This is a genomic window from Sulfuriferula sp. AH1, assembly GCF_002162035.1.
GTDB lineage: Bacteria > Pseudomonadota > Gammaproteobacteria > Burkholderiales > Sulfuriferulaceae > Sulfuriferula.
On record NZ_CP021138.1, the window covers coordinates 941,847 to 956,963 of the forward strand.

The window sequence follows — 15,117 nt, forward strand, 5'->3', positions numbered from 1 at the left end:
AGGTACAGCTTGGTTATTGAATTCAGTGCGTGCGAAAAACTGCGTAAAATCGGAATCAGACGGTAGATGCAGGATTGAAATAACCGAGTTTTGCCGATAATTGAGCGCCAGCCTGTTGCAGTTCGGTCACCCACTCATCTTTGCGGCGGTCACGCGGGGCTGAGATGGATAGCCCGGCAACGGCTTTGCCGTTGGCATCGCGGATCAGTACGCCTATGCAGCCTACCCCCAGCTCAGCTTCTTCATCATCAAACGCATAAGCTTGGGCTCGCAGCGATTGGGCGGTGGCGCACAGGATTTTGGGGTCGGTAATGGTATTGGGGGTGTAAGCGGGCAGCTGCGTTCTCTGTGCATACTCGAGGCAGGCGCTTGCACTGCTTTCGCCCAGCATCAATTTACCGACAGCGGTGACATGCAGCGGTGCACGGCTGCCGATGATCTGTTCCACTCGCATCATGCGGTTGGAGGTCACGCGTTCGATATAAATCACTTCGTCGTTTTCACGCAAGGTCAAATTGACTGTTTCGCCAGTTCGATCACGCAATGCCGTCATGATGGGCAGCGCAATCTGGCGCAGGTCGATTTGCTGCTCGACTTGCGCGGCATAGCGCATCAGGCCGCTGCCGAGCTGGTAGGCGCCGTTGCTGTCGCGCGCCACCCAATCGTGATGTTGCAGCGAGGCCAGGATGCGGAAGGCCGTGGAGCTATGCAGGCCGGTGTCGGCAGCCAGTATTTTGAGGCTGGCATGGCCGTGCTGGGCCAGGCTTTCCAGCAGCGTGACCATGCGGTCGATGACTTGGATGGAGGATTCTGTATTCATGAAATTATCATACATCATTTCACATCGTGAAATCAATTCTGTATTGCGAAATACCGAGTAATTTGGTAAGGTAATTCCATCGCGCTGCATTTGGGCCGCCATCCATTTCAATTCAGGAGCAATACATCATGAACACACCCGCATTTTGTCAGGGCATCCATCACTACGGCGACAAGTGGCCGGATTTTGACGCCAAGGCAGCTCAGGCGATAATCGCCGAAGGCAAGAGCGCGATTGCCGACGCCAACGACGACAAGGCCGCCTACCAGACCTTGCTGGGCGCCGATGCGCTGCGTTATCTGACGCTGCAGGTGACCGGCTCCAAGGGTTCCGGCCACCCTGGCGGGTTTGCCTCCAGCGCCGAGGCGCACGCTTCCCTGATTATGCTCGGCCACACCAATATCGTCACCGAAGTCGGCCACCATGCGCCGGGTTTCTATTCCTCCATGTTCCTCGATTCCTCGCTGGAAGAAATGGGCATCCACACCATGGACGACATGATGGCGCGTTTCCGTGAAAAGCACGGCCTGCTGGGCCACCTGTCCGGCGCCATCCCCGGTCTGCTGGCCCCGGCCGGTCCGCTCGGCCAGGGCCAGCACTTTGCCATGGCCGGCGCGCTGCTGCACCCCGGCAAGCTGTTCCCGGTCACCATCGGCGACGGCGGCATGGGCGAACCCTACGTGCTCAACAGCATGATGCACTTCAACACCGCTTACCCGAACGTCACCAACTTCCTGCCGGTGCTGGTATGGAACGGCTACTCGCAGGAACACCACTCCATGGTGTCGCGCATGAGCAACGACGAGATGATCGCCTACTGGAAAGGTCACGGCTTCAAGAAGGTGGTACTGGTCGATGCCAAGGAGTTCGACGATAGCAACCAGAGTGCCGCCTACGTCGACAGCACGTATTTCTCCCACGGCCAGCGCCTGGCGTTTGCCAAGGCGGTGCTGCAGGGCACGGACAAGGCAGCCCGTTCCGCATTGGGCGGCACGCTGACGGTGTTCATCATCAAGCAGCTCAAGGGTGCCGGCGTGCACACGGTGGGTGCCAAGTCGCACAACCTGTATCCCAAGGACACGCTCGACCAGCCGCATATCATCGAAGGCCTGAAGCGCCGCGCGCTGCCGCCAGAAGCCTGGCAGATCGTGCGCGACAACTTCTCGCGTGCCGGCGGCGGTCCCGCTGTCAAAACCGTGGTAACCGAGACCGAGCTGGCTATCGTACCGATGCCGAAGCTGGCGATGGACGAATTCAAGCTGGCCGACAAGGCCGTGCCGGCTACTGCCATGGGCGCGCTGGTGGCGCAGATGGGCAAGGCAGATCCGCGTTTCGTGGTGACCAATGCTGACGGCAACGAAGCCTCGGCGATGAAGAACATCAACGATGCGCTGAAAATCCGCCATCCGACCGCTGACCCGCTGTACAACCAGGAACCCAACGGTCAGGTCTACGAGCCGCTGAACGAGGACGCCTGCGCCGGTCTGGCAGCCGGTTTGGCGCTGTTCGGCTCGCGTTCGCTGTGGCTGTCGTACGAATCGTTCGCCATCAATGGCTGGCCGATCATCCAGACGGTCACTCAGGCCATGGCCGAATTGCGCCGCAAGACGCCGTCGGTCGTGTGCATGTTCACCGCCGGCGCGCTGGAACAGGGCCGCAACGGCTGGACCCATCAGCGTCCTGAAATCGAGAACTTCTTTGCCGCCATGATGCGTAACGGCAACGTGTTCCCGCTGTTCCCGTGCGACGCCAACTCGATCCAGACTGCCTATGAATACGCCACCGACAGCATCAACAAGGGCATGGTCATTATCGCCTCCAAGAGTCCGCTGCCGGTGTACATGAGTCTGGCTGAATCCAGAAAAGCGGTTGAGCAGGGCGCGGCGACGATTTACCAGAGCGCAGGCGGCGACAAGGGCACGGTGGTGTTCGCTGTTACCGGCGACATGGTGCTGCTGCCGGTGTTTGGCGCCAAGGACAAGCTGGAAGCGGACGGCTACAGTGTACGTATCGTTACCGTGGTGAATCCACGCGCACTGTACCGCCCGACCGACGTGGCCTGGAATACCGTATCGCAGCCGGATAACGCGTTCATGGACGACGATCATTTCAATGCGCTGTTCGACGGCGAGGCGCTGATCGCCGTGACCGGCGGCCCGAGCGCACCGCTGGAGCCGGTACTGTTGCGCACGCGTGCGCCGAAACGTGATACCTTCTGCTGGAAACGCGGCGAAACCACCGCCTCGGCAGACGAGATCATGGAATTTAACGGCATCACCGCCGACGCCATGTCTGCCCGTGCCAAAACCTTAATGAAATAAGCATATGGGCCAGCAAACCAAAATCATCGTCCTGGATGACGACCCGACCGGGTCGCAGACGGTACACGGCTGCCTGCTGCTGACGCGCTGGGACGTGCCAACCCTGGTCGGTGCGTTGCAGGACGCATCGCCGCTGTTCTTCGTGCTGACCAACACGCGCGGCATGTCGGCCGAACGGGCCGAAGCGGTTACCCGCGAGGTGTGCGCCAATGTGCGCATCGCACTGGAACAGGAAGGCACGGCCGGTCGCAGCATCAACCCGATTCTGGTGAGCCGGTCCGACTCGACCCTGCGCGGCCATTACCCGGTGGAGACGGATGTCATTGCGGAAGAACTGGGCCCGTTCGACGCGCATTTCCTGGTGCCGGCCTTTTTTGAGGGCGGCCGTGTCACGCGCGGCAGCATCCATTATCTGATGGTCAACGGCGAACCGGTGCCGGTGCACGAGACCGAGTTCGCTCGCGATTCCGTATTCGGCTACCGCCATAGTCATCTGCCCGATTACGTGGCGGACAAGACCCGTGGCCGCATTGCCGCTGAGCAGGTCGAGCGCTTTACTCTGGCTGACGTGCGCGGCGATGTGTCGGCACGTTTGCTGGCGTTGCACGGTAATGTCTGCGGCGTAGTGGACGCGGAGCAGCAGTCCGATCTGGACCGCTTTGCCGTGCAGATCCAGACTGCGGCGGCGACCGGCAAGCGCTTCCTATTTCGCAGCGCGGCCAGCCTGCTGACTTCGCTGGCGCAGCTCGGTCCGCAGCCGGTGGCACCGCAACAGATGGCTGCCTATGTGCGCGGCAGGCGTGCCGGTGCGGTCATTGTCGGTTCGCACGTGAAGAAAACCACCGCGCAACTGGCCGAGCTGCTCAAGCAGCCGGACGTCATGGGGCTGGAAGTGGATGTCGAACGCATCGGCTCCGATCGCGCCGCACTGCTGGAAGAAGTCCGCCAGGCCGCCGAGACGGCCCATACACGCGGCGAGACGCCGGTGGTCTATACCAGCCGGATGGAGAAAACCTTTGCCGATCAGGCCACCCGTCTGGCCTTCGGTGAGCAGGTGTCGGCGTTTTTGATGGACGTGGTGCGCAACCTGCCGCTGAGCATCGGTTTCCTCATCAGCAAGGGCGGCATCACCTCCAACGACGTGCTGAGCGATGGCCTGGCATTGCGTACATCGCGCGTGCTCGGGCAGATTCTGGCCGGCTGTTCGGTGGTGCGCTGCCCGGCCGATCACCCGCGTTATCCGGATCTGCCGGTGGTGATATTCCCCGGCAACGTCGGCGACGACAACGCGCTGGCCACTGTTTACAATCGTCTGCGCGGGAACGCTGCCTGATGTCGGCACACAGCTGCGAGCACGATCACACGCCAGCGATCGGCAAAGCCGAGCTGGTGGCGCAGCTGTTACAGCTGCTGCCGGCCGACTGCGTGCTGCACGTGGAAGAAGACCTGCGCCCGTACGAATGCGACGGCTTGTCCGCCTACCGGCAGCTGCCGTGGGTGACCGTGCTGCCGCAGACGGTGGAACAGGTGCAGGCGGTCATGCGCCTGTGCCATCAATATCAGCTGCCGGTGGTGGCGCGCGGTGCCGGCACCGGGCTGTCCGGCGGGGCGTTGCCGCACCCTAATGGTGTTTTACTTAGTCTGGCCAAGCTCAAATCGATTCTGTCGCTCGATACCCTGGCGCGCACCGCGCGGGTACAACCGGGCGTGCGCAACCTGGCGATTTCCCAAGCGGCCGCACCGTTCGGTCTGTATTACGCGCCGGACCCGTCGTCGCAGATCGCCTGCACCATCGGCGGCAATGTCGCGGAGAACTCCGGCGGCGTGCACTGCCTGAAATACGGCCTGACCGTGCACAACATCCTGCAGATCAAACTGGTGACGGTGGAGGGCGAGCTGCTGGTCATCGGCAGCGAGGCGCTTGACAGCGCCGGTTACGACCTGCTGGCGCTGCTGACCGGTTCGGAAGGCATGCTCGGCGTGATCGTGGAAGTCATCGTGCGCTTGCTGCCGGTACCGGAAAAGGCGCAGGTGATGCTGGCGGCGTTCGACGACGTGGAAAAGGCCGGTGCTGCGGTGGGCGCCATCATTGCCGCCGGAGTTATTCCTGCCGGGCTGGAGATGATGGACAAGCTGTCCATCAGCGCGGCGGAAGATTTCGCCCATGCCGGCTACCCGCGTGACGCCGAAGCCATACTGCTGTGCGAGCTGGACGGCACGCGCGAGGAAGTGGCCGAACAGGTGGCGCAGGTGCAGAGCATTTTGAATAATATCGGCGCCACCGAGGTAAGGCTGGCGCGCGACGAGCAGGAACACGCCCTGTTGTGGAAGGGGCGCAAGTCCGCTTTCCCTGCGGTCGGCCGCCTGTCGCCCGACTACTATTGCATGGACGGGACCATCCCGCGCCGCCACTTGCCCCTGGTGCTGCGCCGCATCGGCGAGCTGTCGCAACAATATGGCCTGGTGGTGGCGAACGTGTTTCATGCCGGTGACGGCAACCTGCATCCGCTGATTCTGTACGATGCCAACAAGCCCGGTGAACTGGCGCAGGTTGAGGAATTCGGGGGCAAGATTCTCGAGCTCTGCGTCGAAGTCGGCGGCAGCATCACCGGCGAGCATGGCGTGGGTATGGAAAAGATCAATCAGATGTGCGTGCAGTACGACAGCGCCGAGCTGACGCAATTTCACGCCATCAAGCATGTGTTCGACCCGCTTGAGCTGCTCAATCCGGGCAAGGCTGTGCCGACCCTGCACCGCTGCGCCGAATTCGGCGCCATGCACGTGCACGGCGGCCAGCTGCCTTTCCCCGAACTGGAGCGTTTCTGATGCCGCCAGCCGATCTTACCGCTACGCTGAAGCAGCAGGTGCAGGCTGCCTATGCCTGCACCACGCCGCTGCAGATTGTCGGCGGCAACAGCAAGGCCTTTTACGGCCGGACGACACGCGGCACCGTGCTCGACGTGTCCGGCCACGGCGGCATCATCAGCTACGAACCGACTGAATTGGTAATAACCGCCCGCGCCGGCACGCCGCTGGATGACATCGAAGCGGCGCTGGCCGAGCAGGGCCAGATGCTGCCGTTCGAACCGCCACACTGGGGACCGGCGGCTACGCTGGGTGGCACCGTGGCCTGCAACCTGTCCGGCCCGCGCCGTCCCTATGCGGGTTCCGCGCGCGATTTCGTGCTGGGCTGCCACATGCTCAACGGCAAGGGCGAGCTGCTGCATTTCGGCGGCGAAGTGATGAAAAACGTCGCCGGTTATGATGCCGCCCGGTTGATGGCCGGGGCGCTGGGCACGCTCGGCGTGCTGCTGGATATCAGTCTGAAAGTATTGCCCGCGCCGCAGCAGGAGCTAACCCTAGTGCAGCCGTGCACGCTGGCCGAGGCGCTCATGCGCATGAATCGGCTGGCCGGCCAGCCGATACCGCTGTCCGCGTCTGCCTGGATCGACGGCCAGCTGTATCTGCGTTTTTCCGGCGCAGCCACTGCCGTTGCCGCGGTCAAGGCACGCGAGCCGAGCGAGGTGCTGGCGGATGCGGCAAACTTCTGGCGCGGTTTACGCGAGTTGCATACGCCATTTTTCGTCGATGCCGGCAAACTGTGGCGTATTGCGCTGCCACCAACAGCCGCGCAGCCCGACTTGCCGGGAGACTGGCTGGTCGAGTGGGGCGGGGCGCAGCGCTGGCTCAAGAGCAACGCAGACGTCGAGCAGGTGCGCGCCCGCGTGCTCGCATCAGGCGGACACGCCACGCTGGTGCATGGTGCCAGCGCCAGCAAAGCGGTGTTCCAGCCGCTGCCGCCCGTGCTGTGGCAATTGCATCAACGTTTAAAACAGGCATTCGACCCGGCAGGCATCCTCAACCCCGGTCGCATGTACGAAGGATTGTGAAATGCAGACATCATTGAGCGATGCATTCAAGAACACTGCCGCCGGCCAGGAAGCCGATGCCATCCTGCGTTCCTGCGTGCATTGCGGCTTCTGTACCGCGACCTGCCCGACCTATCAGATCAAGGGTGACGAGCTGGATGGCCCGCGCGGGCGCATATACCTGATCAAGCAGGTGCTGGAAGGCCAGCCCGCCACGGCAAAAACCCAGACCCATCTGGATCGCTGCCTGACCTGCCGTTCGTGCGAATCGACCTGCCCGTCCGGCGTGCAGTACGGCCATCTGGTCGATATCGGCCGCGCGGTGGTGGAGCAGCAGGTGGGACGAAGCTGGCGCGAAAAGCTGCTGCGCCGCACTTTGCGGGCAGTGATTTCGCATCGGCATCGCTTTGCAGCGCTGCTCAAACTGGGGCGATTGTTTCGTCCGCTGCTGCCTGCTGCATTGCAACACCACATTCCGCAAGCGCAATCTGCCGGGGCTTGGCCAGCTGCACGTCATGCGCGGAAAATGCTGGTGTTGCAAGGCTGTGCGCAGCCTGCTACTACGCCGCTCACCAATGCCAGCGCTGCGCGGGTGCTGGACAAGCTGGGCGTGAGCTTGCTGGAAATAAGCAGCGCCGGCTGCTGCGGCGCGTTGAGTCATCATTTGAATGCACAGCAGGAAGCGCAGGATTTTGCGCGGCGCAATATCGATGCCTGGTGGCCGCATATCATGGCGGGAGCAGAAGCCATCGTCATGACTGCCAGCGGTTGTGGCGTGATGGTCAAGGATTACGCCCACTTGTTGCGTCATGCCCCGGATTATGCAGACAAGGCGCAGCAGGTGTCGGCAATGACGCGTGACCTGATCGAAGTCCTGTTGCGGGAGGATCTGTCTGTATTGCCATTGCAGCCGTCAGGCGCAGTGGCAGTCCATGCTCCGTGTACGCTGCAACATGGACAGAAATTAAGCGGCACCCTGGAGCAGCTGTTACGCCGTGCCGGATTTGAGCTAACTGCTGTTCCCGATGCGCATCTTTGCTGTGGTTCAGCCGGCACCTATTCCATCTTGCAGCCTGATTTGTCCCAGCAGCTGCTGCAGCAAAAACTGACTGCGCTGACCAGCGGCAAACCAACACAGATAGTCACCGCAAATGTGGGCTGTCAGTTGCATCTGGCGAGCAAGTCACCGCTGCCTGTGCGTCACTGGATCGAGTTGTTCGATAGGCCTGCTCATTTGTAGTATTGCTGTTGTTACAATGCGGATGACCGACCCGGACGAAGCGATGCAGGAAGGATTTTGAGGATATGAAGCCACCCGCGCCGGGCGTGATAGTTTAAATCAGCGGCCCGGGTTTGTTTTGACAGGGAGTCGGTCAGCTCAATTCTTGCCTTGGATATCATCCCGTTTCTGCAGGTATTCTTCGCGGCTGATATCACCGCGGGCATAGGCGTTGTTGAGTATGTCGAGGGTGGAGGGTGCCTCCGTTCCGGTTTCGCGGTTACGGTCGCTGCCCGCTTTGGAAAACAGGTATTTTAGTAACGCAAAGGCCAGCAGCAGTGGAATTCCCCAGATCAGGATCATCCACAAGCCGCCTAGCAACATGCCGCCTCCGAACATCCAGCTGTGGTCGTATGGACCGTACATGACATCTCCTTTTGATGATTGGTATTCAGCTTGCCAGACTATCCCGCACCCGTTCCAGGCGTCCTTTCACTTCCTGAGCCAGTTCGGTGATGTCGGGACGGTTGACCAGTTGCAATACCGCAGCAGGGTCCATGAACGCAACAGTGATCTTGCCGTTGGTCTCTTCGCGCACCACCACGTTGCAGGGTAGCAGTAGGCCGATATCAGGGTCGGCCTCAATGGCCTTATGAGCCAGCGGCGGATTGCAGGCGCCGAGGATGCGGTAGGGACGACCTTCAATGTTGAGTTTGGCTTTCATGGTGGCTTGTACATCAATATCGGTGAGCACACCGAAACCTTCTTTTTTCAGGGCCTCAGTGACTTTGTCTACGGCAGCGGCGAAAGGAGGGTTTATTGAAATGGAAAATCCGTACATAGGGCTGGTCCTTTTCTGAATAATGAATAGTCTAAACCAAGTATAGTATTAAAATTGGTATAAATGTTATTTGAATCACGGGTTCCCTGCTATAGTTGATTCGAAGCTTTCGGGAGAGCGCAAGCAGGCTTATTGGATTCAAGCGGGATTGCATCATGGTTTGATGGATGGATTATCCTGAGGCAAAACAGGGGAAATATGAATATCCGCAGTTGGTTTGCCTTGGCAGGGTTGCTATGCGTGATCTGCGTACCTGCCGCTGAGGCGCAGCAAGGCATGGCGGTAGTTGCCGGCACGATGGTCGGTTCGCGGTTTGCCTACGCGGTGCGGCCCGGCGATTCACTTACCCTTATCGGTGCACGTTTCGGCATCGCGCCGACGGTGCTGGCCCGGATTAACGGTATAAAGTACAGCGCTCTGATTTATCCCGATCAGGTTTTGCAGATCGACAACCGCCATATCGTTCCGGAACAGCTGGATAATGGAATCCTGATCAATTTGCCGCAGCGTATGCTGTATTATTTTCAGACAGGCCATTTGCTGGCGGATTTTCCTGTGGGGCTGGGGCGTCCGGATTGGCCTACGCCGGAAGGTCGTTTTCGGATAATCGATCTGCAGGAAAACAAGACCTGGTATGTTCCCAAATCGATCCAGGAAGAGATGCAGCGCGAAAGCGAGGTGGTGAAAACCGAAGTGCCGCCGGGGCCGGATAATCCGCTGGGAAAATACTGGATAGGTCTCACATTGCCGGGTATCGGCATACACGGCACCATTGCGCCGGCCAGTATTTATCATTTTCAGAGTCATGGCTGCGTCCGCCTTAATCCCGATGATATTGAAGTGTTGTTTCAACTGGTATCCAGAGGTCAGACCGGCAGGGTTATTTATGCCCCGGTGTTGCTGGCGCGATTGGAGGATGGCCGGTTTTTTCTGGAAGTGAATCCTGATATTTATAAGCTGTGGGCCGATCCGCTGGACAGTATCGCGAACGCGGCGCAGCAGCATGGATGGCAGGACATGCTAGACTGGGATAAAGTGCAAGCAGTCGTTCGCCAGCAAGACGGATTGGCTCACGAAGTCGGGTTGCCTACGACTGACTTCAAGGCTGTTGATTAACGCAGGGGGCCATCATGAAAAGTTTGCCTCATCAATATCAAGCAAGCGCGATTGCAGAACCAGAAGGCGAAGTCAGTCTGGTAAGCGAGGGGGTGGATGCCCTTGCTTCGGCAGCGCCGATTGAATTTGGCGGGCCGGGGGATCGCTGGTCGCCGGAAACCTTGCTGGCTGCCGCGATTGCGGATTGTTTTATCCTTACTTTTCGTGCTGTTGCCTCAGCCATGAAGCTGACCTGGATTACTTTGTACTGCAATGTCGAGGGTACGCTGGATCGTGAACAGGGTGTAACCAGATTTACCGAGTTCAGGGTGACGGCGCGGCTGCATGTCCTGCCTGATACCGACGAGGCCAGAGCGGTCATCTTGCTGCAAAAGGCAAAGGACGGCTGTTTCATTGCGAATTCGCTCTCTGCCAGAATCGATTTTGAAATGGCAATTACGGTAGAGCCTGCGACGTGAACCCTGGTGCAGCGCCAGGATGAACCCAGAGTTGGAAAGGTCTGACTGATATGGACTTCAAGCCATCGGGAAAGCGGACATGTCTTTATACCACAGCCCAGCTGGATGCCGTACTCGATAGCATGGCATGGCAAGCAGCCGGGCTGCTGACCGGGAAACAGCGCATCATGGTGGCCGGTATCCTGCGCCGCGGGGCGCCATTGGCAGCCATGCTGCACGGCAGATTGCGCAGCCAGTTCAAACTGGACGCTATTTCCCTGATGAATTTGCAGATAAAGCGTTATGCCGATGATTTGACGCTGCTGCATCCACAAACCCTGCTCACTGAAAATCCCGAACACGTGATGCTCGATTTGTCAGATACTGCTGTGCTGCTGGTCGATGACGTGATGTATCGCGGCCACTCGATGCTGCGCGCCGTGGAATATCTGGCGAACAAACAGCCTGCTGAAATTCGTACCGTTGTGCTGGTTGACCGCGGCGTGGTCAAGTTGCCGGTACGTACCGATATTGTGGGTGTGAGACTGGATGTCGCGCCGCCGGATATCATCGAATGCAATGTTCCGCCGTATGAAACGGAATTCAGGATAGACCTGCTGCAACCTGCTGCATGATTGTTTTCTCTGAATATCCTTGGCATATGCGCCAGTTTAATCTGTTGATAAGGGAATATTTTCGGTGAAACTCCGTCATCTATTATGATGGGTGCATGTGCTGGCCGTAATGCCGGAACAAGGTTCAACCGCATTAAATTAATTCCTGGGTGTAATTTTTTATTGATGAGACGGAGACGATGTAATGACACATAAGAAAAATGTATTAAACAGTTTATTGGCGGCTGCATTGTTCGCGGTAGCAAGTGTTTCGGCGACAGCCTATGCCGCGGATGCCGGCGGCGCGGCACAGGTACAAAAAGCCAAAATGAAAGTGGTTTTCCAGGTGAGCGATGCCGATCCGCAAAAATGGAATCTGACCCTCAATAACATAAAAAACTTCCAGGATGCTGTAGGCAAGGGTAATAGCGAACTTGAAGTCGTGGCTTACGGGCCAGGGGTCAACATGCTCAAGTTCGAGTCGCCTGTTGGTTCGAGAGTCAAAGAGGCTATTGAATCGGGTGTCAAGGTCGTGGCTTGCGAAAATACGCTGCATGCAATGAAGCTGACCCATGATGATATGTTGCCCGAGATCGGTTATGTGCCCGGCGGCGTGATTGAGCTGGCCAAGAGACAGATGGAGGGTTACGCATACATCCGTCCTTAAGTGCGGGCTTATTATCGCTTTAAATTTCTAGCCTGACCGGTCGCTGATCTGATCAGTGGCTGGTGACATCGCCTCAAATATGACTGTTCATCCCCGAGGATGAACAGTCTATCTTCCCTCTGCCATTGTCCGGGTTGAGTCACTTCAACTTCCGTTGCCAACTTCTCCGTTTATTGCGCAACTTCAAATTGTGCACTATCGTCTATACTTGCTGTAACGCAATTAATAATTAACTAAAACCCAGGACTGGTTACAGATCCGTGCGAGGAGGCAATCGTGTCAGTAAATCAATCAATAGATTTCTTCCGATTAATATCCTTGTACCCCCACGTATTCATGGCTGTTTATGGTAAAGACCCGCACTGCAATGCGGGGAGTTTATAGTGCCGTGAAAATTTTCCGATAATGGCATGATGCGCTTGCTCGTTGGGGGACAGGGCAGGAAATCTGGACGGACTCTCGCGCAGCCGGGAATGCCGTTATCGGTAAGCTTAATCCTGCCAGCGGGAGGCATACAGTGAGTTCGATGTCTGTATTTCAGGATATGGCCATACGCCGCAAGCTGATGGTCATCGTCATTTTGTCGGCAGGCGTCGCCTTGTTGTTTACTGCTGTCGTTTCCATCATTCAGCAGTGGATCGTATATCGCAACGAACTGATTAATAACGTCAATAGTCAGGCAAGCATTATCTCGATAAACAGCACAACTGCTATTCTGTCCCGCGATAGGACTGCGGTGAATGCTACCTTAAGTGCACTGCATGCGATTGATTACATTGATTTTGCAGTCATTCAGGATAAATCCGGCAAGATTTTTGCTCTGTATTTGCATGCGCGCAGAGCGCCCACGCCATTGCATATTCTCCTGGAAGGAGATCACCACGCATTCAACATGACTCATGTCGATCTGTATCGTCCGATTGTTTTCAAGGGTGAGACAATCGGCAGGATGCATGTGCAAGCCAGTCTGCTGCCGGTATATGAGCAACTGCTCAGAAATCTGCTGATCACGCTGATCACGATAATCGGTGGTTTAAGTGCGGCATTGGCGTTGATCACCAGAATAAGCCCGGGCATCCTTGGCCCTCTGGACAGCCTGGTCGAATTGATGCGTACCGTTTCCCGGGACAAAAATTACGCATTGCGTTCGGATTTGCGTAACAAGGACGAAGTGGGTGTGCTGGCCGGTGCTTTCAATAACATGCTGGAGCAGATTCAGTCCCGGGATAATGCACTGGAACAGCATCGAGCCTTGCTGGAACATGAGGTGGCACAGCGTACTGTCAGCCTGACCGAAGCGCAGCGCATCGCCCATATAGGCAACTGGGAATGGGATGTTATTGAGGACAAATTGTCGTGGTCAGATGAAATCTACCATATATTCGGCCTCACGCCACAGCAGTTCGGCGCCGATTATGTAGCCTTCATGCAAGCCGTGCATCCTGAAGATCGACAGCATGTCGAGCAGCAGGTGCATACAGCACTGCAACAGATGCGTCCGTACAGTTTCGATCATCGCATTTTACGTCCTGACGGCTCTGTGCGTTATGTGCGCGAGCGCGGGGAAGTTTATTGCGGCGCAGATGGCCGGCCTGATAAGGTGTTGGGAACGGTTCATGACATTACCGACAGCTGGCTGACGGAAACAGCGCTTGCCGCAAACGAAAAGCGGTTCCGTGATCTGGTGGAGCAGAGCAGCGACTGGATATGGGAAACCGATATCCAGGGGATTTACACCTATGTCAGCCCGCAGTGCAAGGCCATTCTGGGATATGGGCCCGAAGAAATAATCGGCAAATCGCCGTTTGAATTCATGCCACAGGAAGAAGCGGAGCATATCTCCATAATGCTTCAGGAAACTATTCAGGCACAACAGCCATTTTTGCATCTGGAGAGTATTCATCTGCACAAGGATGGTCATCTTGTCGTGCTGGAAACAAATGGTGTACCCATTTTTGACCAGAATGGGGAGTTTGGCGGTTATCGGGGTATGGATCGGGATATCTCCGAGCGCAAGCAAGCGGAAGATGCCTTGCGCAAGCAGAAGGAGTTGATTACACACATTATCGAAGCCATTCCTCATTTTGTATTCTGGAAAGATCGTGATTCCAACTATCTGGGCTGCAATGCGAATTTTGCCAAGGTAGCAGGCCTGGACTCACCTGAAAAAATCGTAGGGAAGAACGATTTTGACTTGCCCTGGAACAGGGATGAAGCGGAGTTCTATCGCAAGGTGGACAGCGAAGTCATGGCCTCCGGAGAGGCGCGGCTGAATATCGAGGAGACCCAGGTTCAGGCCGACAAAAGCAAGGTGTATGTGCTTACCAGCAAGATACCGCTGCGCGATGCGCAAGGCACGGTAGTCGGGATTCTGGGGATGTATTCGGATATCACCGAGCGTAAACGGATCGAAGACGAGATCCGCAAGCTGAATGAGGAACTGGAGATCAAGGTTGAGGAGCGCACCCGGCAGCTGCTGGAGACGCAGGAAGCGCTGGTACGCAAGGAGAAACTGGCGGTGCTGGGCCAGGTGGCCGGCAGTGTCGGCCATGAACTGCGTAACCCGCTCGGGGTGATGAATAATGCCGTTTATTTTCTGCAGGCGGTATTGACCGATGCGGATGAAACGGTCAAGGAATACCTGGGCATCATCAAGAATGAAATTGCGGTGGCTGACCGCATTGTCGGCGATTTGCTGGATTCGGTGCGTACCAAACCGCCTCAGCCGCAGATGATAGGAGTAGGGAATCTGATCGGGCAGGTATTGAACAAGTGCGATATACCCGCCACGGTCACTGTCAATCAGGATGTCCCGGATACGCTGCCATCGTTGCTGGTAGATCCGGTGCAGATAGGGCAGGTATTCCGTAATCTGATCAGTAACGGCGTTGAAGCAATGCCTGAAGGCGGTACGCTGACGATCCGGGCCAGTGCCGATCCGGTGGCCCAGACCATTACCGTCAGCGTAAAGGATACCGGTATCGGCATGACCCATGAGCATCTGTCCAGATTATTTCAGCCATTGTTTACTACCAAGGCCAAAGGCATCGGCTTGGGGCTGGTCGTGGTAAAGAACCTGACGCAGGCCAATGGCGGCAAGGTCGAAGTGGCGAGCGAGTCCGGCCAGGGAACGACGTTTACGATCACGTTGCCTAGCGCCGCCTTGCCGGTAAGCGCAGGATGAAAATCATGGGCTATCCGGTTAGTCAATGC

13 protein-coding genes are annotated in these 15,117 nt (G+C 57.5%); 10 read left to right on the forward strand and 3 right to left on the reverse strand.

Annotated elements, in window-relative coordinates; all coding sequences use genetic code 11:
* Nucleotides 1-55: 55 nt before the first annotated feature.
* Nucleotides 56-820: an IclR family transcriptional regulator gene (locus CAP31_RS04925; RefSeq protein ID WP_087448263.1), complete on the reverse strand. Its 765-nt coding sequence runs from the start codon at nucleotides 818-820 to the stop codon at nucleotides 56-58.
* Between the two features lie 128 nt (nucleotides 821-948).
* Here CAP31_RS04925 and CAP31_RS04930 point away from each other — a divergent pair, with 128 nt between their 5' ends.
* Genes CAP31_RS04930 through glcF form a run of 5 tightly spaced genes read left to right on the forward strand, consistent with a single transcriptional unit; the run spans nucleotide 949 to nucleotide 8,250 of the window.
* Nucleotides 949-3,141: a hypothetical protein gene (locus tag CAP31_RS04930; protein WP_087446518.1), complete on the forward strand. Its 2,193-nt coding sequence runs from the start codon at nucleotides 949-951 to the stop codon at nucleotides 3,139-3,141.
* Between the two features lie 4 nt (nucleotides 3,142-3,145).
* The gene (locus CAP31_RS04935) at nucleotides 3,146-4,474 is read left to right on the forward strand and encodes a four-carbon acid sugar kinase family protein (protein ID WP_087446519.1); all 1,329 of its coding nucleotides are present in this window, start codon (nucleotides 3,146-3,148) and stop codon (nucleotides 4,472-4,474) included.
* Nucleotides 4,474-5,967: an FAD-linked oxidase C-terminal domain-containing protein gene (locus tag CAP31_RS04940; RefSeq protein WP_087446520.1), complete on the forward strand. Its 1,494-nt coding sequence runs from the start codon at nucleotides 4,474-4,476 to the stop codon at nucleotides 5,965-5,967. Before CAP31_RS04935 ends, CAP31_RS04940 begins: the two co-directional genes overlap by 1 nt.
* Nucleotides 5,967-7,031, forward strand: a complete 1,065-nt coding sequence (gene glcE, locus CAP31_RS04945) for a glycolate oxidase subunit GlcE (RefSeq protein WP_087446521.1) — start codon at nucleotides 5,967-5,969, stop codon at nucleotides 7,029-7,031. The genes CAP31_RS04940 and glcE overlap by 1 nt, the downstream gene beginning before the upstream one ends.
* Nucleotide 7,032: 1 nt before the next feature.
* Nucleotides 7,033-8,250, forward strand: a complete 1,218-nt coding sequence (glcF, locus tag CAP31_RS04950; RefSeq protein ID WP_087446522.1) for a glycolate oxidase subunit GlcF — start codon at nucleotides 7,033-7,035, stop codon at nucleotides 8,248-8,250.
* A 138-nt stretch (nucleotides 8,251-8,388) separates the two neighbouring features.
* Here glcF and CAP31_RS04955 read toward each other — a convergent pair whose 3' ends face one another.
* Nucleotides 8,389-8,655 (reverse strand): SHOCT domain-containing protein, encoded by a 267-nt coding sequence (locus tag CAP31_RS04955; protein WP_157662655.1) that lies wholly within the window; start codon nucleotides 8,653-8,655, stop codon nucleotides 8,389-8,391.
* 25 nt (nucleotides 8,656-8,680) lie between these two features.
* The gene (locus tag CAP31_RS04960) at nucleotides 8,681-9,070 is read right to left on the reverse strand and encodes a DUF302 domain-containing protein (RefSeq protein WP_087446523.1); all 390 of its coding nucleotides are present in this window, start codon (nucleotides 9,068-9,070) and stop codon (nucleotides 8,681-8,683) included.
* A gap of 198 nt (nucleotides 9,071-9,268) precedes the next feature.
* Here CAP31_RS04960 and CAP31_RS04965 point away from each other — a divergent pair, with 198 nt between their 5' ends.
* The 5 genes from CAP31_RS04965 to CAP31_RS04985 all read left to right on the forward strand — a co-directional run bounded on the left by CAP31_RS04965 (nucleotide 9,269) and on the right by CAP31_RS04985 (nucleotide 15,088).
* On the forward strand, nucleotides 9,269-10,186 hold the full coding sequence (locus CAP31_RS04965) for a L,D-transpeptidase family protein (RefSeq protein WP_223247372.1): 918 nt from the start codon (nucleotides 9,269-9,271) through the stop codon (nucleotides 10,184-10,186).
* A 14-nt stretch (nucleotides 10,187-10,200) separates the two neighbouring features.
* Complete coding sequence (locus CAP31_RS04970; protein WP_087446524.1) at nucleotides 10,201-10,644, forward strand: OsmC family protein; 444 nt, start codon at nucleotides 10,201-10,203, stop codon at nucleotides 10,642-10,644.
* A gap of 50 nt (nucleotides 10,645-10,694) precedes the next feature.
* On the forward strand, nucleotides 10,695-11,258 hold the full coding sequence (locus tag CAP31_RS04975; RefSeq protein WP_087446525.1) for a bifunctional pyr operon transcriptional regulator/uracil phosphoribosyltransferase: 564 nt from the start codon (nucleotides 10,695-10,697) through the stop codon (nucleotides 11,256-11,258).
* Between the two features lie 184 nt (nucleotides 11,259-11,442).
* Nucleotides 11,443-11,904, forward strand: coding sequence for a DsrE family protein (locus tag CAP31_RS04980; protein ID WP_087446526.1), 462 nt, complete (start codon nucleotides 11,443-11,445; stop codon nucleotides 11,902-11,904).
* Between the two features lie 526 nt (nucleotides 11,905-12,430).
* Entirely contained in the window at nucleotides 12,431-15,088 is a 2,658-nt protein-coding gene (locus CAP31_RS04985; RefSeq protein WP_087446527.1) for a PAS domain S-box protein, read from the forward strand.
* Nucleotides 15,089-15,117 lie beyond the last annotated feature (29 nt).